The following is a 22,928-nucleotide window of genomic DNA, read 5'->3' on the forward strand; positions in this document are numbered from 1 at the left end:
TTTGTTCGAACCGCTCGCCGCAGCCGCTCCAAGCCGTTGTCCAAAAGAGCAAATCGCCCCGATCGAGTGGGTCCGCCCGACCGGAGTTCACTTTAATGCCCGTTCAGCTCCGCCACCAGGAAGTCGCGGAAGACCGAGACGCGCTTCGAGTGCCGCATCTCCTCCGGATAGACGAAATAGGCATCGAGCTTCGGCGCCTTCAGCTCCGGCAGCACCTGCAGCAGCCCGTCCAGGTCGGGTCCCATGTAGTCCGGCAATGCGGCAAGGCCGAGCCCGCTCTGCACCGCCCGCAGCATGCCGGTGAGGCTGTTCACCTCCACCGCGGCCCGGCGCGCCGAACCGGGCCGTCGCCCCGCCTCCGCCAGCCAGTTCACCTCGTCGATCGGCGGACGGTGGTCGCCCCAGCAGATGATGCGGTGGGCGTCCAGCTCCTCCACCCGTTCCGGCACGCCGGCGGCCTTGAGATAGGCCGGTGCCCCGCAGACCCGCCAGCCGAAGCTCGCCAGGTGGCGCTGGATCAGGTCCGGCTGCCGCGGCGGATGCATGCGGATCGCCACATCGGCCTCGCGCATGGCGAGGTCGAGGTCGCTGTCGTCCAGCAGCAGCGTCACGCTGACATCCGGGTAGAGGGCCAGGAAGCGCGAAAGCCTCGGCGCCAGCCAGGTGCCGCCGAAGCCGGTGGTGCAGGTCACCTTCAGCCGCCCCGCCGGCCGCTCCCGGCTTTCGGTCAGAAGTGCTTCCGTCATCGCCAGCTTGGCGAAGACCTCGCGCACCGTGCGGTTCAGCGTTTCGCCCGGTTCGGTGAGGATCAGGCCCCGCGCATGGCGATGAAAGAGGGGAACGGCGAGGGCCTCCTCCAGCGCCTGGATCTGCCGCGAGACGGCGGATTGGCTGAGATTGAGCGTCTCCCCCGCATGGGTGAAGGAGCCTGCCTCGGCGACCGCGTGGAAGACGCGCAGCTTGTCCCAGTCCAGCGGCATCAAATGCACCTATCCAAAGCGGCCCTGTGGGGGTGTCCTGCCGCGACATTGCCGCGGCAGGCTGTGCGAGGCCTGGAGCGCCGAGCGCCCATCGGGGGGCCCGCGGAGCCGCGAAGCGGCCTGGTGGGGATCAGGTCCACGCTTCGATGGCGGGCGCATCCTCGGGCAGGTGTGCCAGCCATTTCTCGGCCTCCAGCGCGGCCATGCAGCCGGTGCCGGCGGCGGTCACCGCCTGGCGGTAGATGCGGTCCTGCACGTCGCCCGCAGCGAAGACGCCCGGGATGCTGGTGCGGGTGCTGCCTGGCTCGGTCACGACATAGCCCTCCCCATCCATCCCGAGCTGGCCGCGGAACAGCGCGGTCGCCGGGTCATGCCCGATGGCGATGAAGACGCCATCCGCCGCCAGCTCCCCCCGCTCGCCCGTGCGGGCATTCCGGGTGGCGATGGCGCGGACGGCGCGGAAGCGCCCGCCCTCGGTCCCGAGCACCTCCTCCACCACCGTATCCCACAGAACGGTAACATTCGGCTTGGCAAAAAGCCGCTCCTGCAGGATTCGCTCGGCGCGGAAGCTGTCCCGCCGATGCACCACCGTGACATGGCTGGCGAGGTTCGACAGGTAGAGCGCCTCCTCCACCGCCGTGTTGCCGCCGCCGATGACGGCGACCGACTTGCCGCGGAAGAAGAAGCCGTCGCAGGTCGCGCAGGCCGAGACGCCGAAGCCCGACAGGTCCTGCTCGCCCGGGATGCCGAGCCAGCGCGCCTGCGCCCCCGTCGCAATCACCAGCGACTCGGCGAGGTAGACATCCCCCGAATCGCCGATCCCCCGGATCGGCCGCGCCCTGAGGTCGATCCGCGTCACCACGTCCTGGATGATCGTAGCGCCGACATGCTCCGCCTGCGCCCTGAACTGGTCCATCAGCCAGGGCCCCTGAATCGGGTCGGCGAAGCCCGGGTAGTTCTCCACATCGGTGGTGATGGTCAGCTGACCACCCGGCTGCATGCCGGCGACGACCAGCGGCTTCAGCCCCGCCCTTGCGGCATAGATCGCTGCGGTGTAGCCCGCCGGCCCGGCGCCGAGGATCAGCAGTCGCGTGCGATGGGTGTTGGACAAGGCTCGGCTCCCGGCAGTCGGTAGGGTGGCCGAGCATATTTGCCCGAGCGCCCCGCGGAACAAGCGAAAGCCGGGATGAAGGTCGCCGATGTCTTGCGGCCCCGGCCCGCTGCAATGATATTGCGCCAGGCGCGCGCCACCGGCAATGAACAGAGAGCATGACCATCGAGACCGACGCATCCCTCGACGAGGTGGACCGCCAGATCCTGGCCGAATTGCAGGCGGACGGACGGATGACCAATGTGGAGCTGGCCCGCCGCGTCGGCCTCTCCGCCCCACCCTGCCTCCGCCGCGTCCGCCGGCTGGAGGAGGAGGGCATCATCCGCGGCTACCATGCCGATCTCGACCCGGTGCCTCTTGGCTACGAGATCACCTTCTTCGCCCTGGTCGGCCTCGAGAGCCAGAAGGAGGCCGTGCTGCAATCCTTCGAGCGCATGGCCAAGGATTGGCCCGAGGTGCGCGAGTGCCACATGATCCGCGGTGGCGGCGACTTCCTGCTCCGCCTGGTCGCCCGCGACACCGCGCATGAGAATGCGCTGACCGCCCGCATCACCGCCGCCGAGATGGTCGCCCGCGTCCAAACCCTGCAGACCATCCGCACCTCGAAGGACGAGGCGGGGGTGCCGGTCACCCCCTGATCACGAGGAGGCCCCGATGGCTGCGCCCCACATGAATTTCCCGGCCGCCGTGCAGCGCCAGGCCCTCGCCCGACAGAGGAACCTCTGCGCCAGCTGCGGCACCCGCATATCCGCCCCCGGCGAAGCCGGCATCGCCAGCCATGCCTATGGCGAAAGGGCCGAGGCCCATCACGTCATCCCGCACAAGAAGGGCGGGCCGGTGACGCTGGAGAACTGCGTGATCCTCTGCCGGTCCTGCCACTACAGCGTCCACCAGGGCGGCAGCTGGCGCGACGCCTCGATCTATGACGACCTCGACCTCCTGCCGATGCGGGTCCGCATCGCCAAGATCGCAGCCCTCTATCCTCATTACGATGGCTGAGACTCAGCCGCGTCGCACCACATAGGCCCCGGCTTCGAGCGCGGCGACGATGGCGTCGCCCTGCACCGTATCCCGGACCTCCACCATCAATTCGAGCTCGGCGCTCTGCACCGAGGGCGCCGCGAAAAGCCGTTGGTGGCTCACCTCGATGACATTTCCCCCGGCCGCCGCCACCCGCATGGCGATATCGGCCAGCACCCCCGGCCGGTCCGGGATGTCGAGATGCAGGCGGAGGATCCGCCCGTCCCGCAGCAGGTTGCGCAGCAGAACGTTGGCGAGGATGCGCGCATCGATGTTCCCGCCGCAGATGACGGTCCCGACGCAGCGCCCGGTGAAGCGCGCCGGATGGGCGAGCATCGCTGCCAGCCCCGCCGCCCCGGCGCCCTCCGCCACCTGCTTCGCCCCCTCGGCCAGCAGGGCGATCGCCTGCTCCACCGCCCGCTCCGGCACCACCAGCACCTCAATGCCGAGGCGGCGGAGCTGCGCATAGGGCAACTCGCCCACATCGCGCACGGCGATGCCCTCGGCGATGGTCGGCCCGCCGACCGAGACCGGCCGCCCCGCCAGGCGTTGCGCCATGGCCGGATAGCCCTCGACCTCGACGCCGAAGACCTGCACCTCCGGCCGCAGCTCGCGGATCGCCCCGGCGCAGCCCGCCAACATTCCGCCGCCGCCGACAGGGAAGACCACGGCCTCCACCGCCGGCGCATCCTCCAGCAGCTCGAGCGCCAGCGTTCCCTGGCCCGCGATCACGCCAGGGTCGTCATAGGGATGGATGAAGGTCAGCCCCTCGTTCAGCGCCATGGCATGGGCATGCGCCGCAGCCTCGGCCAGCGTCTCGCCATGCAGGACGACGCGCGCCCCCCAGCCCTCGGTCCGCACCACCTTGGTGGAGGGGGTGAAGCGTGGCATCACGATCGTCGCGGCGATCCCGGCCAGCGAGGCATGCCGCGCCACCGCCTGCGCATGGTTGCCGGCCGACATCGCGATGACGCCCGCTGCCCGCTCCCGCGCCGTCAGCAGCGCGATGCGGTTGGCCGCCCCGCGCTCCTTGAAGGCCCCGGTCGCCTGCAGGTTATCGAGCTTGAGGAAGACCCGCGCGCCGGCGACGCGGGACACCGCATCGACCTCGACGGTCGGCGTCCGCAGCACCGCGCCCTGGATGCGCGCCGCCGCGGCCCGGACCTCCGCCAGGCCGACCCGCTGGTCGAGCACCCTGCCCGTCAGCGGAAGGCGACGGCGGTGATCTCATAGGCGCGGGCACCGCCCGGCGCCGGCACCTCGACGCTGTCGCCCACCTTCTTGCCGATCAGCGCCTTGGCGAGCGGCGAGGAGATGGAGATGGAATTCACCTTCATGTCCGCCTCATAGGCACCGACGATCCGGTAGGTCTTCTGCTCCTCCGTCTCCTCGTCGACGACGGTGACGCGGGCGCCGAATTTCACCTGGTCGCCGGAGAGCTTCGAAACGTCGATCACCTCGGCGGCCGGGATGATCGTCTCCAGCTCGGCGATCCGGCCCTCGATGAAGGACTGCCGCTCGCGTGCCGCGTGGTACTCGGCGTTCTCGGAAAGGTCGCCATGCGCCCGGGCCTCGGCGATCGCACGGATCACCGCCGGGCGCTCCTCGGCCCGGAGGACCTTCAGCTCCTCTTCCAGCTTCGCCAGACCTTCCGCGGTCATGGGGAACTTCTGCACGGCTAGCCCTTCCCTTGAGCATATCGAAGCGGAGTGTGCGCGGTCCGCCACCGCAAGTGCAGCCAAAAAACGCTGACCCAGCCCACCACCCTTGCGGTTGCGGCACGGGATGGCGAGTGGAAACACGGAAACCGGGCACCGGGTTCCGGCCCGCCGGGGGAAACCCGGCGAACCTCAGTGGAACCCGCGCCCGGGATCAGAACGAGCGATGAAAATAGGCCTGCAACGGCGCCACATCAAGGGTTCCGGCCTTGAGCGCCGCAATGGCATGCACCGCCGCCCGGGCCCCGGCCGCCGTGGTGTAATGCGGCACCCCATGGGTCAGGGCGGAGCGGCGGATGTCGAAGCTGTCCGCCACCGACTGCCCACCGCCCGTGGTGTTGATGACGAGCTGGATGTCGCCGGACTTGATGGCGTCCACGCAATGCGGCCGCCCCTCCAGCACCTTGTTGATGATCTCGCAGGCGAGGCCGGCCTCGCGGATGCGGGCCGCCGTCCCCCGCGTCGCCACCACCGCGAAGCCCATGTCGATCAGCCGCCGGGCGAGGACCACCGCGGCCGGCTTGTCGCTCTCCTTCACCGAGATGAAGGCGGCACCCGCCAGCGGCAGCTTCACCCCGGCGCCGAGCTGCGCCTTGGCGAAGGCACGCTCGAAGCTGGCATCCAGCCCCATCACCTCGCCGGTCGACTTCATCTCCGGCCCGAGGATCACGTCGACATTGGGAAAGCGGTTGAAGGGGAAGACCGCCTCCTTCACCGCCACATGCCGGTTGATGGCGCTGTCGTCCAGGTCGAACTCGCCGAGCCGCTGCCCGGCCATGACCAGCGCGCCGATCTTCGCCACCGGCACGCCCGTCGCCTTGGCGACGAAGGGCACGGTGCGCGAGGCGCGCGGATTGACCTCGAGGACGAAGATCTCCCCGTCCTTCACCGCATACTGGACGTTCATCAGCCCCTTGACCTTGAGGGCCTTGGCCATCGCCTCGGTCTCCGCCTTCAGCTCGGTGACGATGGCGGGGGGCAGCGAGTAGGGGGGCAGGGAGCAGGCGCTGTCGCCTGAATGGATGCCCGCCTCCTCGATATGCTCCATGACGCCGGCGACATAGACGGTGCCGTCCTCGTCGGCGATGCAGTCCACATCGACCTCGATGGCGTCCGCCAGGTACTGGTCGATCAGGATCGGGTTCTCGCCCGAGACCCTCACCGCCTCCTGGCCGAAGCGCATGAGCTGCTCGCGGTTCCAGGCGATCTCCATCGCCCGCCCACCCAGCACGTAGCTCGGCCGGACGACGACGGGGTAGCCGATGCGCTCGGCCTCCCGTGCCGCCTCCTCCAGCGTCCGCGCCGTGCCGTTCTGCGGCTGCCGCAGGCCGAGACCCTTCAGCAGGTGCTGGAACCGCTCACGGTCCTCCGCGATGTCGATCGCCTCCGCCGAGGTGCCGAGGATCGGGATGCCCGCCTTGTGCAGCGCCTGGCTCAGCTTCAGCGGCGTCTGCCCGCCATACTGCACGATGCAGCCGAGCAACCTGCCGCGCTCCTGCTCCTTCCGCAGCAGGGAGAGCACGTCCTCCCCGGTCAGCGGCTCGAAATAGAGCCGATCGGAGGTGTCGTAGTCGGTCGAGACCGTCTCCGGGTTGCAGTTGACCATGATGGTCTCGAAGCCCGCTTCCTTCAGCGCGTAGCAGGCATGGACGCAGCAATAGTCGAACTCGATGCCCTGGCCGATTCGGTTCGGCCCGCCGCCGAGGATGACGACCTTCTGTCGGTCCGTCGGCCGGCTCTCGCATTCCGGCACGCCGAAGCCACCTTCATAGGTCGAGTACATATAAGGCGTGTCGGAAGCAAACTCCGCCGCGCAGGTGTCGATCCGCTTGAACACCGGCATGACGCCCAGCTTCAGCCGCAGCGCCTCGACCGCCGCCTCGCCCTGCCCGGTCAGCTTGCCGAGCTGCTTGTCGGAGAAGCCAAGCGCCTTAAGCCCCCGCAGCCCGGTCGCCGTCCGTGGCAGCCCATCGGCCTTCACCCGGCGCTCGGCGGCGACGACCTTCTCCACCTCGCGCAGGAACCAGGAATCGAATTTGCTCGCCTCGGCGATCTCCGCCAGCGAGACGCCCGCCCGCATCGCCTGCGCCGCCATGACGATCCGGTCCGGCCGCGGCGTGGCCAGCGCCGCATGGAAGGCCTGCGCGCTGCCATCCCCCGGCGCCGCGATCTCGTCGAGCCCCGACAGCCCCGTCTCCAGGCTGCGCAGCCCCTTCTGCAAGGCCTCGGCGAAGCTGCGGCCGATCGCCATCGCCTCGCCGACCGACTTCATGCTGGTGGTCAGCGTCGCCGGCGTGCCGGGGAATTTCTCGAAGGTGAAGCGCGGGATCTTCACCACCACATAGTCGATGGTCGGCTCGAAGCTGGCCGGCGTCACCATGGTGATGTCGTTCGTCAGTTCATCGAGCGTGTAGCCGACGGCGAGCTTGGCCGCGACCTTGGCGATCGGGAAGCCCGTCGCCTTCGAGGCCAGCGCGGAGGAGCGGCTGACGCGCGGGTTCATCTCGATCACCACCATGCGCCCGTCGGCCGGGTTGATGCCGAACTGCACGTTGGAGCCGCCGGTATCGACGCCGATCTCGCGGAGGCAGGCGATGCTGGCATCGCGCATCCGCTGGTATTCCTTGTCGGTGAGCGTCAGCGCCGGGGCGATGGTGACGCTGTCGCCCGTATGCACGCCCATCGCGTCCAGGTTCTCGATGGAGCAGATGATGATGCAGTTGTCCGCAGTGTCACGGATCACCTCCATCTCGTACTCCTTCCAGCCCAGCACGCTCTCCTCGACCAGCACCTCGTTGGTCATCGAGGCGTCGAGGCCGGCGGCCACGATCTGCTCGAATTCCTCGCGGTTATAGGCGATGCCGCCGCCGGTGCCGCCGAGGGTGAAGGAAGGCCGGATGACGCAGGGCAGCTTGACGAGGTCGAGCGCCGCCCGCGCCTCCTCCATCGTATGCGCGATGGCCGAGCGCGGGCTCTCGATGCCGATCTTCGTCATCGCATCGCGGAACTTGAGCCGGTCCTCGGCCTTGTCGATGACCTCCGCCTTGGCCCCGATCAGCTCGCAGCCGTACTTCGCCAGCACCCCCGCCTCGGCGAGCTTGAGGGCGGTGTTGAGCGCCGTCTGCCCGCCCATGGTCGGCAGCAGCGCATCCGGCCGCTCCTTGGCGATGATCTTCTCGACCATCTCCACCGTGATCGGCTCGATATAGGTGGCATCCGCCAGCCCGGGGTCCGTCATGATCGTCGCCGGGTTCGAGTTCACCAGGACGACGCGATAGCCCTCGGCCCTGAGCGCCTTGCAGGCCTGGGCACCTGAATAGTCGAATTCGCAGGCCTGGCCGATGACGATCGGCCCGGCGCCGATGATGAGGATGGACTTGATGTCGGTGCGCTTCGGCATGGGTCGGGTATCCGTCGGTTCGGGGCCGTGCAGGCGGCAGCAGGCAGTCGGGGGCGGGCGCCGGCCGCTATCGTCGGAGCGCGCGCATCAAGGCCGCTCCTCCCGCCGCGCCGCGATCAGCAGCGCCGGCAGCAGCAGCAGGTGGCAGAGGATGATCAGGATCACGGCCGCGACCGGCTCCCCCGGCGACGCGTACCAGGCCGAGATCGTGTTGACGACGAGGCCGATGCCGAAGGCCCGCCACGCCGCCTGACGAGGCGTGCCGACGCGCCGCAGCACCATGGCGAGCACCGCGAGGCTCAGCCCCGTCCAGGACAGGGCGGCCAGGGCGATGAGGAACAGAGTCATGCCCGGCGCCCTTCGCTCGCCAGCTTGACGGCGAGCAGCCCGAGCGCCGCGCCGAGCACCCAGCGCTGCGCCGCCATCCAGCCCGGCCGCGTGCCGAGGAACCGCGCGACGCCCGCCGCGCCCCAGACCAGCACCGCGTCGAAGGCCGTGCAGATGGCGACCTGCACCGCGCCCAGCACCGCGGCTTGGAGGAAGGCATTCCCCCGCTCCGGGTCGATGAAGGGCGGCAGCACCGCCATGTAGAACAGCGCCACCTTCGGGTTGAGCGCCGCCGTGGCGCAGCCGACGGAGAACAGCCTGACGGCCGGCTCCCGTGGCATCGCCCTCGGCGCGAAGACCGGCTGCCCGCCCGGCCTGACGCTCTGCCAGGCGAGATACAGCAGATACGCCGCACCGCCGAGCCGCAGCACGTCCCAGGCATAGGGGATGGCCAGCAGCGCCGCCGTGATCCCCGCCGCCGCACAGAGCATGATGGCGAGCGACCCCGCCTGGCACCCGGCCAGCGAGACCATCCCCGCCCCCGTCCCCTGCGCCAGCGAGCGCGAGACGAGGTAGAGCATGTTCGGCCCCGGCGTTACCGCGAGGCCGAGCGACAGCGCGGCGAAGACGAGGAGGGTGTCGGCGGAGGGCACGGCTCAGCCCTGGACCGAGAACCCGCCATCCACCGGAATGGCGACGCCGGTGATGAAGGCGCTCGCATCGCTGCCGAGGAAGGCCGCCAGACCCTCGAAATCCTCCATCGCGCCCCAGCGCCCCTTCGGCGTCCGCGCGAGCACATTGTCGTTGAGCTGAGGCATGTCCTTCCGTGCCTTGCGGGTCAGTTCGGTGTCGATCCAGCCCGGCAGCACTGCATTCACCGTGATCCCGTCCGCCGCCCAGGCCACGGCGAGCGACTTGGTGAACTGCACCACGCCGCCCTTCGACGCCGCATAGGCGATGTGGAAGGGCAGGCCGAAGATCGACAGCATGGAGCCGTTGTTGATCACCCGCCCATGCCCGCTGCCCTTGAGGTGCGGATAGGCCGCCTTGGAGGCGAGGTAGGCGCTGGTCAGGTTGGTGTCGATCACCGCATGCCAGTCGGCCTCGGCATAGACCTCCGGCCGGTTGCGGATATTCGTCCCCGCATTGTTGACCAGGATGTCGATCCCGCCGAAGCGCTCCGCCGTCGCGGCCACCATCGCCTCGATGCTCGCGGCATCCGTCACGTCGACGATGACCGCATCCGCCTCCGCGCCGAGCCCCTTGAGTTCCGCCACGGCCGCCGCGTTCTTCTCGGCATTCCGGCCGGCGACCATCACGCTGGCGCCCGCCCTGGCGAGCCCCCGCGCGAAGCCGAGGCCGATCCCGCCATTGCCGCCGGTGACCAGCCCGGTGCGTCCCTTCAGGTCGAACATCACGCCCCTCCCTTGTTCTTCTCGATCAGCGCGACGAAGCGGTGGAACAGGTGGTGGCTGTCCGTCGGCCCCGGCGACGCTTCCGGATGATACTGCACCGAGAAGGCCGGCCGGTCCGTCGCCATCAGCCCCTCGTTCGACTGGTCGAAGAGCGAGATGTGCGTGACCTTCACCCCTTCGGGCAGGCTCTTGTCGTCCACCGCGAAGCCATGGTTCTGGCTGGTGATCTCGACCCGTCCGGTGGCGAGGTCCTTTACCGGCTGGTTCGCCCCCCGGTGCCCGCGATCCAGCTTGTAGGTCTTCCCGCCCAGCGCGAGGCCCAGCAGCTGATGCCCGAGGCAGATCCCGAAGACCGGCACCCGCTTCTCCAACACGCCCTGGATCGCCGGCACGGCATATGCGCCCGTCGCCGCCGGATCACCCGGCCCGTTGGAGAGGAAGACGCCATCCGGCTCGTGGCGCAGGATCTCCTCCGCCGTCGCCGTCGCCGGCACCACCGTCACGTCGAGCCCGGCCGAGGCGAGGCAGCGCAGGATGTTCCGCTTCGCGCCGTAATCGACCGCGACGACCTTGTGCTTCGCCGCCGTCTGCCGCCCGAACCCCTCCGGCCAGGCCCAGGTGGTCTCGTCCCAATGATAGGACTGCCGGCAGGAGACCTCCTTCGCGAGATCCATCCCCTCAAGCCCCGGCCAAGCCGCCGCCTGCGCGCGCAGCGCATCGAGGTCGAACCGCCCATCGGCCGGGAAGCACAGCACCCCGTTCGGCGCCCCGCCGTCGCGGATGCGGATGGTCAGCGCCCGCGTATCGACGCCCGCGATCCCCGGGATGCCGAAGGACTTCAGCCAGTCGTCGAGGTGCCGCGTCGCCCGGTAGTTGGCCGGCTCGGTCAGGTCCTGCTTGACGACGAGCCCCCGCGCCGCCGGCGTCACCGCCTCGATATCCTCGGGGTTGGCGCCGACATTGCCGATATGCGGGAAGGTGAAGGTGATGATCTGGCCGGCATAGGAGGGGTCGGTCAGCGTCTCCTGATACCCGGTCATGCCGGTGTTGAAGCAGACCTCGGCCACCGGCGCCGCCCCCGGCGCCGTCTGCGCCCCGAAGCCTCGCCCCCAGAAGACGCTGCCATCGGCCAGCACCAGGCAGGCGGTCGCACCCTCGGGCGCGGTCTCGGTCTGGGGCATCTCTGTCTCCACACGGGGTTCGGGGGTGCCGGGCATGTCGGCGAGCGTCAGCCCGGTGGCGGCGAGGATGGCGGGCCAGTGGCGGGGCGGGATGGCTCGCGCCTGCCGCCACTTCCGCACCGCCTCGGTGCCGATGCCGCAACGCGCCGCGGCGGCCTCGGGGCCGCCGAGCTGGGCGATGATCTCTTCGACGGTCCGCATGGCCCGAACATGCGGGAAGGAACTTCCCATTTCAAGCCGGAAGCGGGGCGTGGGAAACAACTTCCCATTCCCCCCTCCGCCCCACCCCATGCTACAGCCCCGCACCCCATAGCATCGGAGACATGTCCATGGCCGAGGATCTGCGCAGCCGCTTCACCGCATCGTTGAAGGAGGCCATGCTCGCCAAGGACGCGGCCCGCACCTCCACCCTCCGCATGATCCTGGCCAAGCTGAAGGACGTGGACATCGCCGCCCGTCCCTCCGGCATCGACAAGGTGCCGGACGACCAAGTCACCGCCATGCTCCGCGGCATGGCCAAGAGCCGGCGCGAGAGCGTCGAGCTCTACCGCCAGGGCAACCGTCCCGAACTCGCCGAGAAGGAGGAGGCGGAGATCGCCGTCATCGAGGGCTTCCTGCCCCAGCAGATGGACGAGTCCGCGATGCAGGCCGCCGTCCAGGCCGCCATCGCCGAGACCGGCGCCAGCGGCATCAAGGAGATGGGCAAGGTGATGGCCGCCCTGCGGGCGAAGCACGCCGCCAGCCTCGACATGGCCAAGGCAGGCCCGCTGGTGAAGGCGGCCCTCGGAGGCTGAGAGGGACGGGGGAGGGGCCTACCGCCGGAACCGCAGGCTCGACCCCTTCCGCCGCCAGCCCGCCTCGATCGCGTCGAGGTCGATCCAGCCCGACGGGTTGGCCTTGCGCGGCTGGTCCCTAAGCCCCGGCTCCCGCTCCCGCCGCCAGAGGCCGAGCAGCCGCCCGAGCTCGCCCAACGGCTCCGGGTGGTCGTCGACACGCAGGTTGATGTCGGGGAAGTCCTCCGTCGTCGTCAGCAGCAGCGCCGCCGATTGCCGCCCGCGCCGGTCGCCGCCCGCGGCGTCCCCGGCCTCGAGCGCCGCCACCAGCCGCTCGGCCAGCGGCAGGTCGTCCTTGGTGACGAAGGCCGCCATCGTATCCGCCAGCACCGCCTCGCCGGCCAGCATGTTGCCTGCAACGGAGAAGCCCTGGCCCGGCCGGTCGCCGCACCATTCCACGCAATTCTGCCCGGTCCAGGCCGCGCTTCGCCCATGCCGGTCGACGGCATGGACCTGCCGGATGCCGCGCCCCTCGTCCCCCGCCAGCGCGCTCTCGATCGCCGCCGTCGGCGACAGCCCCCGTGCCATCCCGTCCAGCACCGCGGGGCCCAGGTAGCGGTTGGTCATCGACTGGGTGGACACCGCCCCAACCCCCGAGCGCACGAAGGGGCAGCTCGCGCCAACGGCGAAGGCGCATGTCGTCACGGCTACGGCGAAGGCGCCGGTCGCTGGGTCATGCGCAACGATGGACCAAGTCATGCAGGACGTCTCCCCTTCCGAGCCGGGCCCGGACCATATGCGTTTTCACAGATTCCGCCAGCGGTTGCGCCCGCCGCGGCCCGGCGGCACCCTGCGCGCCGCTACAATCGGGGAGGGGACTACCATGTCGCAAGCGTCACGTGCATGGTGCCGGCGCACGCTCCTGGGCGGCCTCGCCCTTCCGGCGCTCGCCCGCGCGCAACCGGCCGCCTCCCCCTGGCCGGACCGGCCCGTCCGTCTCATCGTCCCCTTCGGCGCCGGTGGCGCCATCGACACCCTCTCGCGCACCGTCGCCAACGCCTTCCCGGTGCTCGCCAACGGCCATGCGCTGGTGGTCGAGAACCGCGCCGGGGCCGGCGGCACCATCGCCGGGGCCGTGGTGGCCGGCGCCCGCCCCGACGGCGCCACGCTGATGATGGCCGACCTCTCGCCCAATGCCATCGGCCGCGAGCTGCAGCCGAGCCTCGGCTACGACCCGATGCGCGCCTTCACCCCGATCTGCCACCTGATCAACCTGCCCCTCGTCCTCCTCGCCCCGATGGCGCTGCCGGTGACCGACCTGCCCGGCTTCCTCGACCTCGCCCGCCGCCGCAGCGACATGGTCTATGCCCATCCCGGCATCGGCTATATCGGCCACCTGGCGCAGGAATTGCTGCTCCGCCGCACCGGCCTGACCATGACGCCCGTGCCCTATCGCAGCGGCGCCGAAGTCGCCCGCAGCCTGCTCGCCAACGAGACCAGCAGCAGCATCATCACCGTCTCGACCAGCCTGCCCTTCATCCGCGAGGGCAAGCTGCGGCCGCTTGCGGTGGCTGGGCGGCAGCGCCACCCCTTCCTGCCCGATGTGCCCACCATCGCGGAGGCTGGCGGCACGGCGCTCGCCGGCTTCGAGGCCCAGGGCTGGCACGGCATCGTGGGCCCCGCCGGCCTGCCCGAGCCGGTGGTCGAGGCCACCAACCGCGTCTTCAACGCCGCCCTCCGCCAGCCCGAGGTCGCCCGGGTGATCGAGCAGACCCAGGCCTCGCAGGTCGTCGGCGGCAGCCCCGCCGATTTCGCTGCCTTCCTCCAGGCCGAGCATGCCCGCTGGGCACCGCTGATCCAGGCCGCCGGCATCCGCACGGAGTAACCCGCGTGTCAGACCCCGTCCCCCCGCGTCCCGCCGCCACCGTCCTGCTGCTGCGCGAGGGCGCCTCCGGCCCCGAGATCTTCATGGTCGTCCGCCACCGCGAGATCGAATTCGCCGCCGGCGCCCTGGTCTTCCCCGGCGGCCGCGTCGAGGCGGCCGATGCCGAGCTCGCTACCGCCCTCGGCAGCACCGACCCGCTCGCCGCCTACCGCGTCGCCGCCATCCGCGAAGCCTTCGAGGAAAGCGGCCTGCTGCTCGCCCGCACCGAATCAGGCACGGCGCTGGACCCCGCCCAGGGCGCCGCCATCGCCCTCGCGCACCGCGACGCGCTGAACGCCGGCAGCCGCGGCTTCGCCGCCCTGCTCCAGGCCGAGGGCCTCCGCCCCGATATCGACTGCCTGGTCCCCTTCGCCCACTGGGTGACGCCCGCCGATCTCTCCAAGCGCTTCGACACGCATTTCTTCCTCGCCCCCGCTCCCGGCGGCCATGAGGCGACGCATGACGGTCACGAGGCGGTGGACAGCATCTGGATCTCGCCGGCCCAGGCGTTGGCCGAGGCCGAGGCGGGCGAGCGCACCCTGCTCTTCCCGACCCGGCTCAACCTCCTGCGCCTCGCCGAGGCGGCTAGCCTTGGCGATGCCCTCTCGCGCGCCGCGGCCCGCCCCGTGGTGACGGTGCAGCCGGTGATGGAGGTCGATGCCGAGGGCCGCAAGATGCTCCGCATTCCGGTCGAGGCCGGCTATGGCGGCCCGCTCTTCCCGGCTGGGATACGGGCGATGGTGCCACAGGTGCGCCCACCCGGATGATCCCGGCGGAACCTTCCTGCTCCGTCCCGGTTACCTCCGGCGTGACATGACGGTAAGGAGAGGTCCATGACAGGCAGGTTGGTGGGAATGGTGGCGCTGGCCCTGGCGCTCGGCGCCTGCTCCAATTCCGGTCCCGGCGGCCGCACGCCGGGCGAGCCGATGGCGCCGAGCGCCAGGTCGCCCACCGGCTCGGTGAACAGCACGGCGACCGGCGGCGGCGTGCCCACGCCTTTGCAGCCGGGCGGCGCCGGTGGCGTCGGCAGCGGCAACCAGCCTGGCCGCGCCGGCACCCGCTGACGCCGCTTCCCTCGCGTCATGGCCGGGCTTGACCCGGCCATCCGTCGGCCCCGCGCCGATGGGCTCTGCACCACATCCACGAAGGACGCCGGCGCCTCCTCCCGGAGCGCGGCGGCGACCGCCCGCAACGCCCACCGCAACGCCCACCACCCTGGGCCGCCGCTGTCCGAATTGCTGCGAAGGGCGTTACCCGCGGAGCATATGGGCAGGGGAGACCGCTAACCCACTCAGCGACTTCCGCCTGGAACCTTGCGCATCGACCCCGGAACGACATAGGATGTGAATCCTATCAACTCCGGAGCCATGCCCATCACCCACTCCCCTCCGCGCCACCCCCGAACCCCGCCCGGGAGCGCCGCAGGGGAGTTTGTCCGAAACCTGCCGATCCGGTCAGACGCCCAGCCGGTGCGCCAGATCCTGGAAATCCCGCGCCACCACGTCCCAGGCCTCGCTCGGGGTCAAGTCGCCCGTCTGCCCCGGCCCATGCTCGGTCGGCCGCGGCACGAAGGCGGTGGCGAGCCCCGCCGCCCGCGCCGCCTTGAGGTCGCCGTTATGCGCCGCGACCAGGCACAGCTCCGCTGGCCGGATGCTGAGCACCTCGGCCGTCCGCAGATAGGCCTGCGGGTCCGGCTTGTAGGCCTGCGCCACCTCGGCGCCGAGGATCGCATCCCAGGGGATGCCCGCCCGCTTCGCCATGTTGGTCATCAGCGCGATATTGCCGTTGGACAGTGGCGCGATGATGAAGCGCCGCTTCAGCCGAGTGAGCCCCGCCACCGCCTCCGGCCAGGGATCGAGCCTGTGCCAGGCGCGGTTGAGGTCGTCGAGCGCCGCCTCGCCGACCGTTGTCGGGTCGATGTCATGCGCCCGCAGCACCTGCTCCAGGTTCTCCCGGTGCAGCAGGTCGAGCCGGGTGAAGCCGCGCCGGCCGCTGCGGATCTCCTCCATCGCCGGCTGGTAACGCGCCCGCCAGGCATCGGCGAAGCCATGCGCGTCGATGTCGCCGCGCCCGAGCTGCGCCAGGAACGGCCCCGCCTCCCGCGCGATGCCCTCGCGCCAGTCGACCACCGTGCCGAAGACATCGAAGACCAGCGCCTTGACCTGCTCGAACATCACTTCGCCTCCGGTTGAGCCCACTTACGGTCGAATTCCCACACCTCGGGGAAGCCCATCAGCTCGCAGATGCGGCCGAAGCCATAGCTTTCGGCGGGCGGCAGGGCATTGCTGTCGCCCTGCTCCTTGAGGTGGCCATAGACCCGCTCCAGCGCCGCGGCGACGGCGAGGAAGCCGACCGCCGGATAGATCGCCATCGCATAGCCGATCTCGGCGAGGCGCTTCGCCGGCAGGATTGGCGTCCGCCCGCCCTCGACCATGTTGGCGAGCAGCGGCCGCTTGATCGTGCGGCCGATCGCCTGCATCTCCGCCTCGCTCTCCGGGCTTTCGATGAAGATCACGTCGGCTCCGGCCTCGGCATAGATCTGCCCGCGGCGGATCGCTTCATCGAGGCCAAGGGTCGTCCGCGCATCCGTCCGCGCGACGATCAGCATGTTCGGGTCCCGCCGCGCCTCGGCCGCGACCTTGATCTTGAGCGCCATCTCCTCGGCGGGGATGACGCGGCGGCCTGGCGTGTGGCCGCATTTCTTCGGCATCTCCTGGTCTTCCAGCTGGATGCCGGTGACGCCCGCCGCCTCATAGCCCATCACGGTATGGCGGACATTGAGCAGGCCGCCGTAGCCGGTATCCGCATCGGCCACGACCGGCGTGCGGCAGCCGCGGGCGAAGGCGCCGACGCGCCCGACCATGTCGGTATAGGTGGCGATCCCCGCATCGGCGACGCCGAGATGGCTGGCGACGGTGCCGAAGCCGGTGGCGTAGAGGCTGGTGAAGCCCATGCCGTCCGCGACCCTGGCCGAGATCATGTCGAAGATGCCGGGCGCGACGACGAAGCGCCCCGCCTCGAAGGCGGCTTTCAGGCTCGGATGGGCCATGACGTTGGATGCTCCTCCTCGGTTGAAGCAAACTCATCATGGGCGCGCGCCCATGATGAGGAACTCGCTCGCCAAAAACAAAGGCCGGAGCGGTTTCACCCGTGTACGGCAGGGCTGAATCCGCTTTAGGCTGGCGCCGTATCAGGGAGGAGCATCCCATGCCGGACGCAGGCGGGAAACCCATGGCGGCCAGCGCCGTCGCCGAGATCGAGGCGGTGATCCAGACCTATTTCGACGGCCTCTACGAGGGCAGCGTGGAGAAGCTCGGCGCCGCCTTCCACCCCGTGTCGCATCTCTACTGGGCGAAGGATGGCGGCGTGGAGGACATGCCGCGCGAGGCCTGGTTCGAGATGGTGCGCAACCGCCCATCGGCCGCAAGCCGCGGCCTGGCGCGGGACGACCGGATCCTGATGCTGGACATCAGCGGCCCGGAGACCGCCTTCGTGAAGGTCGCCTGCCAGCTTCCGCCGCGCTACTTCACCGACTACCTCGTCCTCAACCGCACGAGCGAGGGCTGGCGCATCGTCAGCAAGGTCTACCGCTTCGAGACGCGGGAGGGCTAAGCCCTGATCGCTTGAGGTGGAAGCACCAAGAAGCGTGACCTAAGCGACAGGACGGCAAGCTGGAGCATGACCTAAGGCTCCAGCCACAAGCCGAGCGACGCCGCGGCGACCTGGTTCCATACCTGGACGCAATCGGCGCCGCAGCGGGCGACCCAGCGCGGCAGCAGCACCTCACGCAGGAGACGGTGGCGCTCGGCCTCGTCCCAGCGCTCGTCGAGGACGGTCATCCGCGCCCGCTGGCCGCCGGCGCAGCGCGGCAGGCCGGCGTTGCAGGCGAAGCCGTCCTCGATGGCCGCCTCGGCACCGTCGATCACCCGCTGTTCGAGCCGGGCGCCGCCGGCTTGCAGGGCCTGCCGGTCCGCCTCAGGCAGGCCGCGCCAGGCCGCGCCGTTCACCACCAGGGCGGAGACGAACCAGCTCAGCGGCAAGCGCGAGACATGGGTTGCGATCTCGCCGAGGCCGATGCGGTGGCCCGGCATCGGCCCGGTGACGGCACAGTCGAGCGTCCGGTTGCGCATTGCCGCGGGCACGGCGTTGAGCGGCATAACCAGGGCGATGCCGCCCAACGCCTCGATCAACTCGCCCTGGCTGACCGAGCCCACCCGCACCCGCCGCCCGGTCACGTCGCCGAGCCGGGCGAAAGCCTCGCGGCAGAAGACCACCTGCGTAGTCGGCACCAGCAGGCCGAGCAGGTGGATGTCGTAGCGCTCTTCCAGCACAGCGATCAGGTGGGGGCGCCACTGCGCCAGGCTCCGCCGCAGCGCCGGCAGGTCGGCGTTCAGGCCGGGTAGGTCGACGACGCTGAGTTCCGGATCGTCGCCCGCGGCAAGGGCCAGCGGCACCGTCGCCCCCTGCACCACGCCGAGCCGCAGGAAGGAGAGCAACTCCGACTCGCGGATGCCGGCGCGGTCCAGTGGCGTGGCGCTCGGCAGCAGGCGGCCTCCGGTCAATGCCGGCACCTCGCGGGTCCAGAAGGGCTCCTCGAAATCGGCGAAGAGGCCGGCATGGGTGTAGAAACCGAGAACTTTCAGCCGGTTCGGCACCTCCTGCGCCCGGGCGAGGCAGAGGGGCAGCAGCAGGGCCAGTCCAATCAGTCCTCGGCGCAGCATCGTCCCCCATCCACCTTCTGATCATTCGTCTGCGGGTATAGCAGAGGCGAGTTCCAGCGGCTTGCGCACCGACGGCGGGCAGCGGAGGCTCGCCCCATGCGAATCCTCGTCATCGGCGCCGGCATCGTCGGCCTCTGCACCGCCTGGCACCTGGCGCGCGGCGGCGCCGCCGTGACGGTGCTGGATGGCGGCCCACCGGGCGGCGGCGCCTCCTCCGGCAATGCGGGTGCGATCAGCGCCGGCTCCGTCGCCCCGCTCGCCATGCCCGGCATCCTGCGGCAAGTGCCGGGGATGCTGCTCGACCCCGAGGGCGCGCTGCACATCCCCGCCCGCTACGCGCTGCGGGCGGCGCCCTGGCTCGCGCGCTTCGTTGCCAGCGCCCGGCCGGCCCGCGTCGCCGCCATCGCCGAGGCGCTGTCCGGCCTGCTCTTCAACGCGATGGAGCAGCACCGCCGCATCCTCGCCGAGGAGGGCGCGCTCGACCTGATCCAGGAGACCGGGCAGCTCTACCTCTACCGGGACCGTGACCACTACGCGAAGGACGAAGCCGGCTGGACGCTGCGGCAGCAGCACGGAATGCGGCTGGAATTCCTCGACGGCGCCGAGGCGATCCGCGTGCTGGAGCCCGACATGCAGGGCGACTACCAACTCGGCGTCTTCATCCCGGAGCAGGGCAGCAGCGTTAACCCACGCCGTCAGACGGAGGTGGTGGCGCGCGGCATCCAGCGGCTCGGCGGCACCATCCGGCAGGAGGCGGTGCAGGCCATCACCACGGCTGAGGGGCGGGTGACCGGCGTCGCCACCGCCTCCGGCCCCATCGAGGCCGAGGCGGTGGTGCTGGCGGCCGGCGCCTGGTCGGCCCGGTTGCTGGCGCCGCTCGGCATCCGCATCCCCCTTGAGAGCCAGCGCGGCTACCACGTGATGCTGCCGGATGCGGGGATCAGCCTTCGGCGGCCTGTGGTGCCGGCCGACCGCAAGGCCTTCATCTCGCCGATGGAGGAGGGGCTGCGCATCGCCGGCACGGTGGAATTCGGCGGCCTCGACCACCCGCCGGCGTCATGGCGGGCGGAGCTGCTGCTGCGCGACCTGCGGATGGCCTTCCCCCAGGCGCGGGTGGAAGGAGCGGAGGGGTTCTGGATGGGCCACCGCCCCTGCCTGCCTGACAGCCTGCCGGTGCTCGGCCCGGTGCGGCGCTGGCCGGGCCTCTGGTGCGCCTTCGGCCACGGGCATCTCGGCCTGACCGGTTCGGCGCCGACCGGCGCGGTGCTGGCGCAGGCGATGCTGGGGCCCACGCCCAATCTCGACCTCGCGCCCTTCGCGGTGGAACGCTTCGGCTGAGGTCAGGCCGGGGGGTGCGGAGATTGCCGAAGAGCAGGGTCAGCCCATCCGCCGTGGTGCCGGGGGCGGGATGGATCACTCGCCGGCGACGGGCCGGCCGGCCCGGGCCTGGTCCATGGCCGGCGTCTTCCCGGCCTTGCCGCCCCCGAGGACGAAGATGTCGTACTGCTCCGTCACGGTCGCTGCTCCCTCTCGACGATCGAGGGGCAGCCCCAAGGGGGGCGCCTAACCGAGCTAGTACCGAAGCCTCTCCGCGGGCGTCGTCATGTAGCCCTGGCGCCGGACATAGACGCTGCCTTCGCTGGTGACGGCGCCGGTCGCCATGTTGCGCTCGGTATTGCCGATCACCGTGTCGGGCTGGCCAGAATACTCGCCGCCCGCCTGCAGCCCGCCCGGGCCGCAGGCTGCGAGGGAGAGGAGCAGGGCGGCGGCCGGGAGGAGCTTCATCCGCCCCAGATGGCCCGCCGCCCGCGCCGCCGCAAGCGCTACTGCGCCGCCGCCAGCGCCGGCGCGGGTGCGGCGGGCGTCAGGTGGGAGACGCGCGGCAGCACCTCCTCCTGCAGCAGGCGCAGCGAGTTGCGCCAGGCGGCCGGGTTTTCCTGGTAATCGAAGCCGAAGACCAGGAGCTGGCCGAAGCCGCCGACCTCCTCGTAGATCTGCTCCAGCCGCTCGGCGACCGTCCGCGGCGAGCCGACCAGCCAGTTGCGCCGCGCGCAGTAGTCCACGGTGACGTCGCTGTCCGGCACCTCGGGACTGTGCTTCAGGTACTCCTTGAAGCCGAAGTTCGAGAGCAGCGGCAGGAAGTACTCGCCCATCATCCGCCCCATCATGGAGCCGACCGAGAGCCGCCAGGCCTCCTCGTCGGTGTCGGCGACGAAGACCTCGCGCACCAGGCGCCAGTCGCGGCGGTTGGCGGTGCGGCCCGACTTGCGGGCGCCGGCCTCGACGCTGTCCCAGTGGCTCGTCACGTAGCCCGGGTTGAGGTTGAGGCTCATCGGCAGGAAGCCATGCTCGCCGGCCATCTTCAGCGTGTCGGAGTTCTTCGACAGGCCGGCGACGCCGATCGGCGGGTGCGGCGCCTGCAGCGGCTTGATGTGCGGCTTGAGGAAGCCGAACATCGTGTCGGGCTTGTCGACGCTCCAGTACTTGCCCTGGTGGTGGAAGGGCCCGTCCGAGCTCCAGAGCTTCAGGATGATGTCGAGCGCCTCGCGCGTCATCTCGCGGTTGGTGCCGGACATGCCGTCGACGTTGAACATCGCCCAGTCGCTCGGCAGGCCGCTCGCCGCGATGCCGAAATTCAGCCGCCCCTCCGAGAGGTGGTCGAGCATGGCGACGCGGTTCGCCAGCTCCGCCGGGTGATGGTAGGGCAGCAGGAAGCCGCCCGGGCCCATCCGCAGCCGCGTCGTCTCCCGCAGCGCCTGGGCGATCAGCAGGTCGGGGGCCGGATGCGGCTCCCAAGGCGCGGTGTGGTGCTCGCCGACCCAGGCCTCGGAGAAGCCGAGTTCGTCGAGCCAGCGCATCACCTGAAGATCGAAGTCATGCCCTTCCTTCAACCCGCGCTCCGGCGGGTGAGACGGCATCATGAAATAGCCGAATTCCATGGCGTCCTCCTCTCCGGCTTGGCGCCGGTTGTGGAGGATGCTGGCGCCGCACTCGGCCGCGGCGCAAGCCCATAGCGCACAACGAAACGTGAGCGGCTACACCATCAGCCGCAGGATCGCCACCACATCCGCCGCGCCGCCGACCTTGCGTGGGTTGGTGGCGATGGGCGGGCCGCCATCCCATTTCGCCGCCAGCGCCGGGATCTCATCGAGCCCAATGCCGACCTCGGCGAGCGTCGTCGGCAGGCCGAGGCCGCGGATGAAGCGGCGCAGCGCCTCGGCGCCGGTGCCGCCGTCGAGGATGTCGGCCACGACCTTCTGCTGCACGGCATTCGCCGGCGCGTTCCACTGCATCACTGCCGGCAGGCCGAGGCAGGAGGTGATGCCATGCGGCACGCCCTTGGCGCCGCCGAGGATGTAGCCGATGCCGTGGCTCGCCCCGACCGGCACGCCGGCCCATCCGCCCATGACGGAAAGCCACATCGCCTGCTGCGCCGCCGCGCGGGCTCCGAGGTCGTCGCCCTTGCGGTGGATGGCAGGCAGCGCGACCGCCAGCATCTCCAGCGCCTGACGCGAGACGGCATCGGAGAAGGCCGCGCGCTCCAGGGCGCAGAGCCGCTCCGCCGCATGGTCCACGGCGCGGATACCGGAGGAGAGCAGCAGCTCCGCCGGCGTCTCGATCGTCGCCTCCGGGTCCAGCACCACGGCGATCGGCACCTGCATCGCGTGCTGGGCGCGGTGCTTGCGCCCGGCGGCGAGGTCGGTGAAGCCGGCATTCGGGGCGAATTCCGCGGCCGAGAGGGTGGTTGGCACGGCGACGATGCGCGGCGTGAGCGTCGGCTCCACCCAATAGGCCGCATCGGTCCCGCGCGAGACGGCGCTGCCGAGCAGCGCCGCGGCATCCGTGTAGCCACGCCAGACCGCATGGCAGGCGGCCTTGGACCCGTCGATCACGCTGCCGCCGCCGAGAGCGACCACGCGATCCGCCCGCGCCTCGCGCAGCAGGGCGGCCAGCGCTAGGACATCCTCGACCGGCGAATGCGCGCGCATCGCCGAGAACTCGCCGGCAAGCCGCGCCCCGATGGCGGCGCGCGTCGCCTCGGCGATGCGGCTGCGGGCGAGCGAGCGGGTGGTGACGAGCACCACGCGCCCACAATCCTCGATCTCCGGCGGCAGGGCCCGGGCGACGGGCTCGCCCAGGCGGACGCGCTGCTGGGCAGGCCAGGCATGCAGGCTCATCTCGGTCATCCCCTTTGGGCCTTGTCGGCCGCATTGCGGGCGGCGCGGCGCTTCCGCGCCGCGGCCCATTCCACACCACCATAGGCGAAGAGGTCGCGGAAGCTGCCCCCGTTCATCATCCAGGATCCCGCATTTCCTGCGCGCCGTCGTCCTGCCGGTCGCATTTGCCCCGCCCTGGGC

General features: G+C 70.7%; 24 protein-coding genes. 8 read left to right on the forward strand and 16 right to left on the reverse strand.

The window, feature by feature from the left end:
• Window positions 1-92: 92 nt before the first annotated feature.
• Both JMJ56_RS12640 and trxB read right to left on the reverse strand, forming a co-directional pair.
• Entirely contained in the window at window positions 93-980 is an 888-nt protein-coding gene (locus JMJ56_RS12640) for a LysR family transcriptional regulator (protein ID WP_202832125.1), read from the reverse strand.
• A gap of 130 nt (window positions 981-1,110) precedes the next feature.
• Complete coding sequence (trxB, locus tag JMJ56_RS12645) at window positions 1,111-2,091, reverse strand: thioredoxin-disulfide reductase (RefSeq protein WP_236037701.1); 981 nt, start codon at window positions 2,089-2,091, stop codon at window positions 1,111-1,113.
• A 158-nt stretch (window positions 2,092-2,249) separates the two neighbouring features.
• On the opposite strand from trxB, the gene JMJ56_RS12650 reads away from it, so the two are divergent.
• Both JMJ56_RS12650 and JMJ56_RS12655 read left to right on the forward strand, forming a co-directional pair.
• Window positions 2,250-2,729 (forward strand): Lrp/AsnC family transcriptional regulator, encoded by a 480-nt coding sequence (locus JMJ56_RS12650; protein ID WP_202832127.1) that lies wholly within the window; start codon window positions 2,250-2,252, stop codon window positions 2,727-2,729.
• Between the two features lie 16 nt (window positions 2,730-2,745).
• Complete coding sequence (locus JMJ56_RS12655) at window positions 2,746-3,090, forward strand: HNH endonuclease (RefSeq protein WP_202832128.1); 345 nt, start codon at window positions 2,746-2,748, stop codon at window positions 3,088-3,090.
• A gap of 3 nt (window positions 3,091-3,093) precedes the next feature.
• Here JMJ56_RS12655 and JMJ56_RS12660 read toward each other — a convergent pair whose 3' ends face one another.
• The 7 genes from JMJ56_RS12660 to carA all read right to left on the reverse strand — a co-directional run bounded on the left by JMJ56_RS12660 (window position 3,094) and on the right by carA (window position 11,353).
• Window positions 3,094-4,305: a threonine ammonia-lyase gene (locus tag JMJ56_RS12660; protein ID WP_202832129.1), complete on the reverse strand. Its 1,212-nt coding sequence runs from the start codon at window positions 4,303-4,305 to the stop codon at window positions 3,094-3,096.
• Window positions 4,306-4,313: 8 nt separating this feature from the next.
• Complete coding sequence (gene greA, locus JMJ56_RS12665; protein WP_043338559.1) at window positions 4,314-4,787, reverse strand: transcription elongation factor GreA; 474 nt, start codon at window positions 4,785-4,787, stop codon at window positions 4,314-4,316.
• Between the two features lie 196 nt (window positions 4,788-4,983).
• Window positions 4,984-8,229 carry a carbamoyl-phosphate synthase large subunit gene (gene carB, locus JMJ56_RS12670; protein ID WP_202832130.1) on the reverse strand — a complete coding sequence of 1,082 codons (3,246 nt, stop codon included), beginning with the start codon at window positions 8,227-8,229 and terminating at the stop codon, window positions 4,984-4,986.
• An 87-nt stretch (window positions 8,230-8,316) separates the two neighbouring features.
• Window positions 8,317-8,577: a hypothetical protein gene (locus JMJ56_RS12675; protein WP_202832131.1), complete on the reverse strand. Its 261-nt coding sequence runs from the start codon at window positions 8,575-8,577 to the stop codon at window positions 8,317-8,319.
• A complete protein-coding gene (locus JMJ56_RS12680; protein ID WP_202832132.1) occupies window positions 8,574-9,209 on the reverse strand; it encodes a LysE family translocator in 636 nt (211 codons plus the stop codon). Before JMJ56_RS12680 ends, JMJ56_RS12675 begins: the two co-directional genes overlap by 4 nt.
• Before the next feature lie 3 nt (window positions 9,210-9,212).
• Window positions 9,213-9,971 carry an SDR family NAD(P)-dependent oxidoreductase gene (locus JMJ56_RS12685; protein WP_202832133.1) on the reverse strand — a complete coding sequence of 253 codons (759 nt, stop codon included), beginning with the start codon at window positions 9,969-9,971 and terminating at the stop codon, window positions 9,213-9,215.
• Complete coding sequence (gene carA, locus JMJ56_RS12690) at window positions 9,971-11,353, reverse strand: glutamine-hydrolyzing carbamoyl-phosphate synthase small subunit (RefSeq protein WP_202832134.1); 1,383 nt, start codon at window positions 11,351-11,353, stop codon at window positions 9,971-9,973. The genes JMJ56_RS12685 and carA overlap by 1 nt, the downstream gene beginning before the upstream one ends.
• A 128-nt stretch (window positions 11,354-11,481) precedes the next feature.
• Here carA and JMJ56_RS12695 point away from each other — a divergent pair, with 128 nt between their 5' ends.
• Entirely contained in the window at window positions 11,482-11,946 is a 465-nt protein-coding gene (locus JMJ56_RS12695; RefSeq protein WP_456318787.1) for a GatB/YqeY domain-containing protein, read from the forward strand.
• A gap of 18 nt (window positions 11,947-11,964) precedes the next feature.
• Here the strand turns inward: JMJ56_RS12695 and JMJ56_RS12700 are convergent, their stop codons facing one another.
• Window positions 11,965-12,684 (reverse strand): DUF1028 domain-containing protein, encoded by a 720-nt coding sequence (locus JMJ56_RS12700; protein ID WP_202832136.1) that lies wholly within the window; start codon window positions 12,682-12,684, stop codon window positions 11,965-11,967.
• Between the two features lie 124 nt (window positions 12,685-12,808).
• On the opposite strand from JMJ56_RS12700, the gene JMJ56_RS12705 reads away from it, so the two are divergent.
• The 3 genes from JMJ56_RS12705 (at window position 12,809) to JMJ56_RS12715 (ending at window position 14,913) form a co-directional block, all read left to right on the forward strand.
• Complete coding sequence (locus JMJ56_RS12705) at window positions 12,809-13,810, forward strand: Bug family tripartite tricarboxylate transporter substrate binding protein (protein WP_202832137.1); 1,002 nt, start codon at window positions 12,809-12,811, stop codon at window positions 13,808-13,810.
• Window positions 13,811-13,815: 5 nt separating this feature from the next.
• Entirely contained in the window at window positions 13,816-14,616 is an 801-nt protein-coding gene (locus JMJ56_RS12710) for an NUDIX hydrolase (RefSeq protein WP_202832138.1), read from the forward strand.
• 66 nt (window positions 14,617-14,682) lie between these two features.
• Window positions 14,683-14,913 (forward strand): hypothetical protein, encoded by a 231-nt coding sequence (locus JMJ56_RS12715; protein WP_144404362.1) that lies wholly within the window; start codon window positions 14,683-14,685, stop codon window positions 14,911-14,913.
• A gap of 390 nt (window positions 14,914-15,303) precedes the next feature.
• Here the strand turns inward: JMJ56_RS12715 and JMJ56_RS12720 are convergent, their stop codons facing one another.
• Both JMJ56_RS12720 and JMJ56_RS12725 read right to left on the reverse strand, forming a co-directional pair.
• Window positions 15,304-16,023, reverse strand: coding sequence for a haloacid dehalogenase type II (locus JMJ56_RS12720; RefSeq protein ID WP_202832139.1), 720 nt, complete (start codon window positions 16,021-16,023; stop codon window positions 15,304-15,306).
• The gene (locus JMJ56_RS12725; RefSeq protein WP_202832140.1) at window positions 16,023-16,898 is read right to left on the reverse strand and encodes an isocitrate lyase/PEP mutase family protein; all 876 of its coding nucleotides are present in this window, start codon (window positions 16,896-16,898) and stop codon (window positions 16,023-16,025) included. The genes JMJ56_RS12720 and JMJ56_RS12725 overlap by 1 nt, the downstream gene beginning before the upstream one ends.
• 158 nt (window positions 16,899-17,056) lie before the next feature.
• Between JMJ56_RS12725 and JMJ56_RS12730 the strand changes: the two genes are divergently transcribed.
• Window positions 17,057-17,461 (forward strand): nuclear transport factor 2 family protein, encoded by a 405-nt coding sequence (locus JMJ56_RS12730; protein ID WP_202832141.1) that lies wholly within the window; start codon window positions 17,057-17,059, stop codon window positions 17,459-17,461.
• Between the two features lie 71 nt (window positions 17,462-17,532).
• Here the strand turns inward: JMJ56_RS12730 and dctP are convergent, their stop codons facing one another.
• A complete protein-coding gene (gene dctP / locus JMJ56_RS12735) occupies window positions 17,533-18,570 on the reverse strand; it encodes a TRAP transporter substrate-binding protein DctP (RefSeq protein ID WP_202832142.1) in 1,038 nt (345 codons plus the stop codon).
• Between the two features lie 96 nt (window positions 18,571-18,666).
• Between dctP and JMJ56_RS12740 the strand changes: the two genes are divergently transcribed.
• Window positions 18,667-19,908, forward strand: a complete 1,242-nt coding sequence (locus tag JMJ56_RS12740) for an NAD(P)/FAD-dependent oxidoreductase (protein WP_202832143.1) — start codon at window positions 18,667-18,669, stop codon at window positions 19,906-19,908.
• 234 nt (window positions 19,909-20,142) lie between these two features.
• Here JMJ56_RS12740 and JMJ56_RS12745 read toward each other — a convergent pair whose 3' ends face one another.
• The 3 genes from JMJ56_RS12745 to JMJ56_RS12755 form a co-directional block, all read right to left on the reverse strand.
• Window positions 20,143-20,355 (reverse strand): hypothetical protein, encoded by a 213-nt coding sequence (locus JMJ56_RS12745; protein ID WP_202832144.1) that lies wholly within the window; start codon window positions 20,353-20,355, stop codon window positions 20,143-20,145.
• Between the two features lie 38 nt (window positions 20,356-20,393).
• The gene (locus JMJ56_RS12750; protein WP_202832145.1) at window positions 20,394-21,509 is read right to left on the reverse strand and encodes an LLM class flavin-dependent oxidoreductase; all 1,116 of its coding nucleotides are present in this window, start codon (window positions 21,507-21,509) and stop codon (window positions 20,394-20,396) included.
• Window positions 21,510-21,605: 96 nt separating this feature from the next.
• Window positions 21,606-22,748 carry an iron-containing alcohol dehydrogenase gene (locus JMJ56_RS12755; protein ID WP_202832146.1) on the reverse strand — a complete coding sequence of 381 codons (1,143 nt, stop codon included), beginning with the start codon at window positions 22,746-22,748 and terminating at the stop codon, window positions 21,606-21,608.
• Window positions 22,749-22,928: the final 180 nt, after the last annotated feature.

It is taken from the genome of Belnapia arida (genome assembly GCF_016773205.1).
Taxonomy (GTDB): domain Bacteria; phylum Pseudomonadota; class Alphaproteobacteria; order Acetobacterales; family Acetobacteraceae; genus Belnapia; species Belnapia arida.

Coding starts and splice junctions, on each gene's coding strand:
- JMJ56_RS12640 (WP_202832125.1), bottom strand. CDS start 980: ATGCCGCTGGACTGGGACAAGCTGCGCGTCTTCCACGCGGTCGCCGAG.
- JMJ56_RS12650 (WP_202832127.1), top strand. CDS start 2,250: ATGACCATCGAGACCGACGCATCCCTCGACGAGGTGGACCGCCAGATC.
- JMJ56_RS12655 (WP_202832128.1), top strand. CDS start 2,746: ATGGCTGCGCCCCACATGAATTTCCCGGCCGCCGTGCAGCGCCAGGCC.
- carB (WP_202832130.1), bottom strand. CDS start 8,229: ATGCCGAAGCGCACCGACATCAAGTCCATCCTCATCATCGGCGCCGGG.
- JMJ56_RS12675 (WP_202832131.1), bottom strand. CDS start 8,577: ATGACTCTGTTCCTCATCGCCCTGGCCGCCCTGTCCTGGACGGGGCTG.
- JMJ56_RS12685 (WP_202832133.1), bottom strand. CDS start 9,971: ATGTTCGACCTGAAGGGACGCACCGGGCTGGTCACCGGCGGCAATGGC.
- carA (WP_202832134.1), bottom strand. CDS start 11,353: ATGCGGACCGTCGAAGAGATCATCGCCCAGCTCGGCGGCCCCGAGGCC.
- JMJ56_RS12695 (WP_456318787.1), top strand. CDS start 11,482: ATGGCCGAGGATCTGCGCAGCCGCTTCACCGCATCGTTGAAGGAGGCC.
- JMJ56_RS12700 (WP_202832136.1), bottom strand. CDS start 12,684: ATGACTTGGTCCATCGTTGCGCATGACCCAGCGACCGGCGCCTTCGCC.
- JMJ56_RS12705 (WP_202832137.1), top strand. CDS start 12,809: ATGTCGCAAGCGTCACGTGCATGGTGCCGGCGCACGCTCCTGGGCGGC.
- JMJ56_RS12715 (WP_144404362.1), top strand. CDS start 14,683: ATGACAGGCAGGTTGGTGGGAATGGTGGCGCTGGCCCTGGCGCTCGGC.
- JMJ56_RS12720 (WP_202832139.1), bottom strand. CDS start 16,023: ATGTTCGAGCAGGTCAAGGCGCTGGTCTTCGATGTCTTCGGCACGGTG.
- JMJ56_RS12725 (WP_202832140.1), bottom strand. CDS start 16,898: ATGGCCCATCCGAGCCTGAAAGCCGCCTTCGAGGCGGGGCGCTTCGTC.
- JMJ56_RS12730 (WP_202832141.1), top strand. CDS start 17,057: ATGCCGGACGCAGGCGGGAAACCCATGGCGGCCAGCGCCGTCGCCGAG.
- dctP (WP_202832142.1), bottom strand. CDS start 18,570: ATGCTGCGCCGAGGACTGATTGGACTGGCCCTGCTGCTGCCCCTCTGC.
- JMJ56_RS12740 (WP_202832143.1), top strand. CDS start 18,667: ATGCGAATCCTCGTCATCGGCGCCGGCATCGTCGGCCTCTGCACCGCC.
- JMJ56_RS12745 (WP_202832144.1), bottom strand. CDS start 20,355: ATGAAGCTCCTCCCGGCCGCCGCCCTGCTCCTCTCCCTCGCAGCCTGC.
- JMJ56_RS12750 (WP_202832145.1), bottom strand. CDS start 21,509: ATGGAATTCGGCTATTTCATGATGCCGTCTCACCCGCCGGAGCGCGGG.
- JMJ56_RS12755 (WP_202832146.1), bottom strand. CDS start 22,748: ATGAGCCTGCATGCCTGGCCTGCCCAGCAGCGCGTCCGCCTGGGCGAG.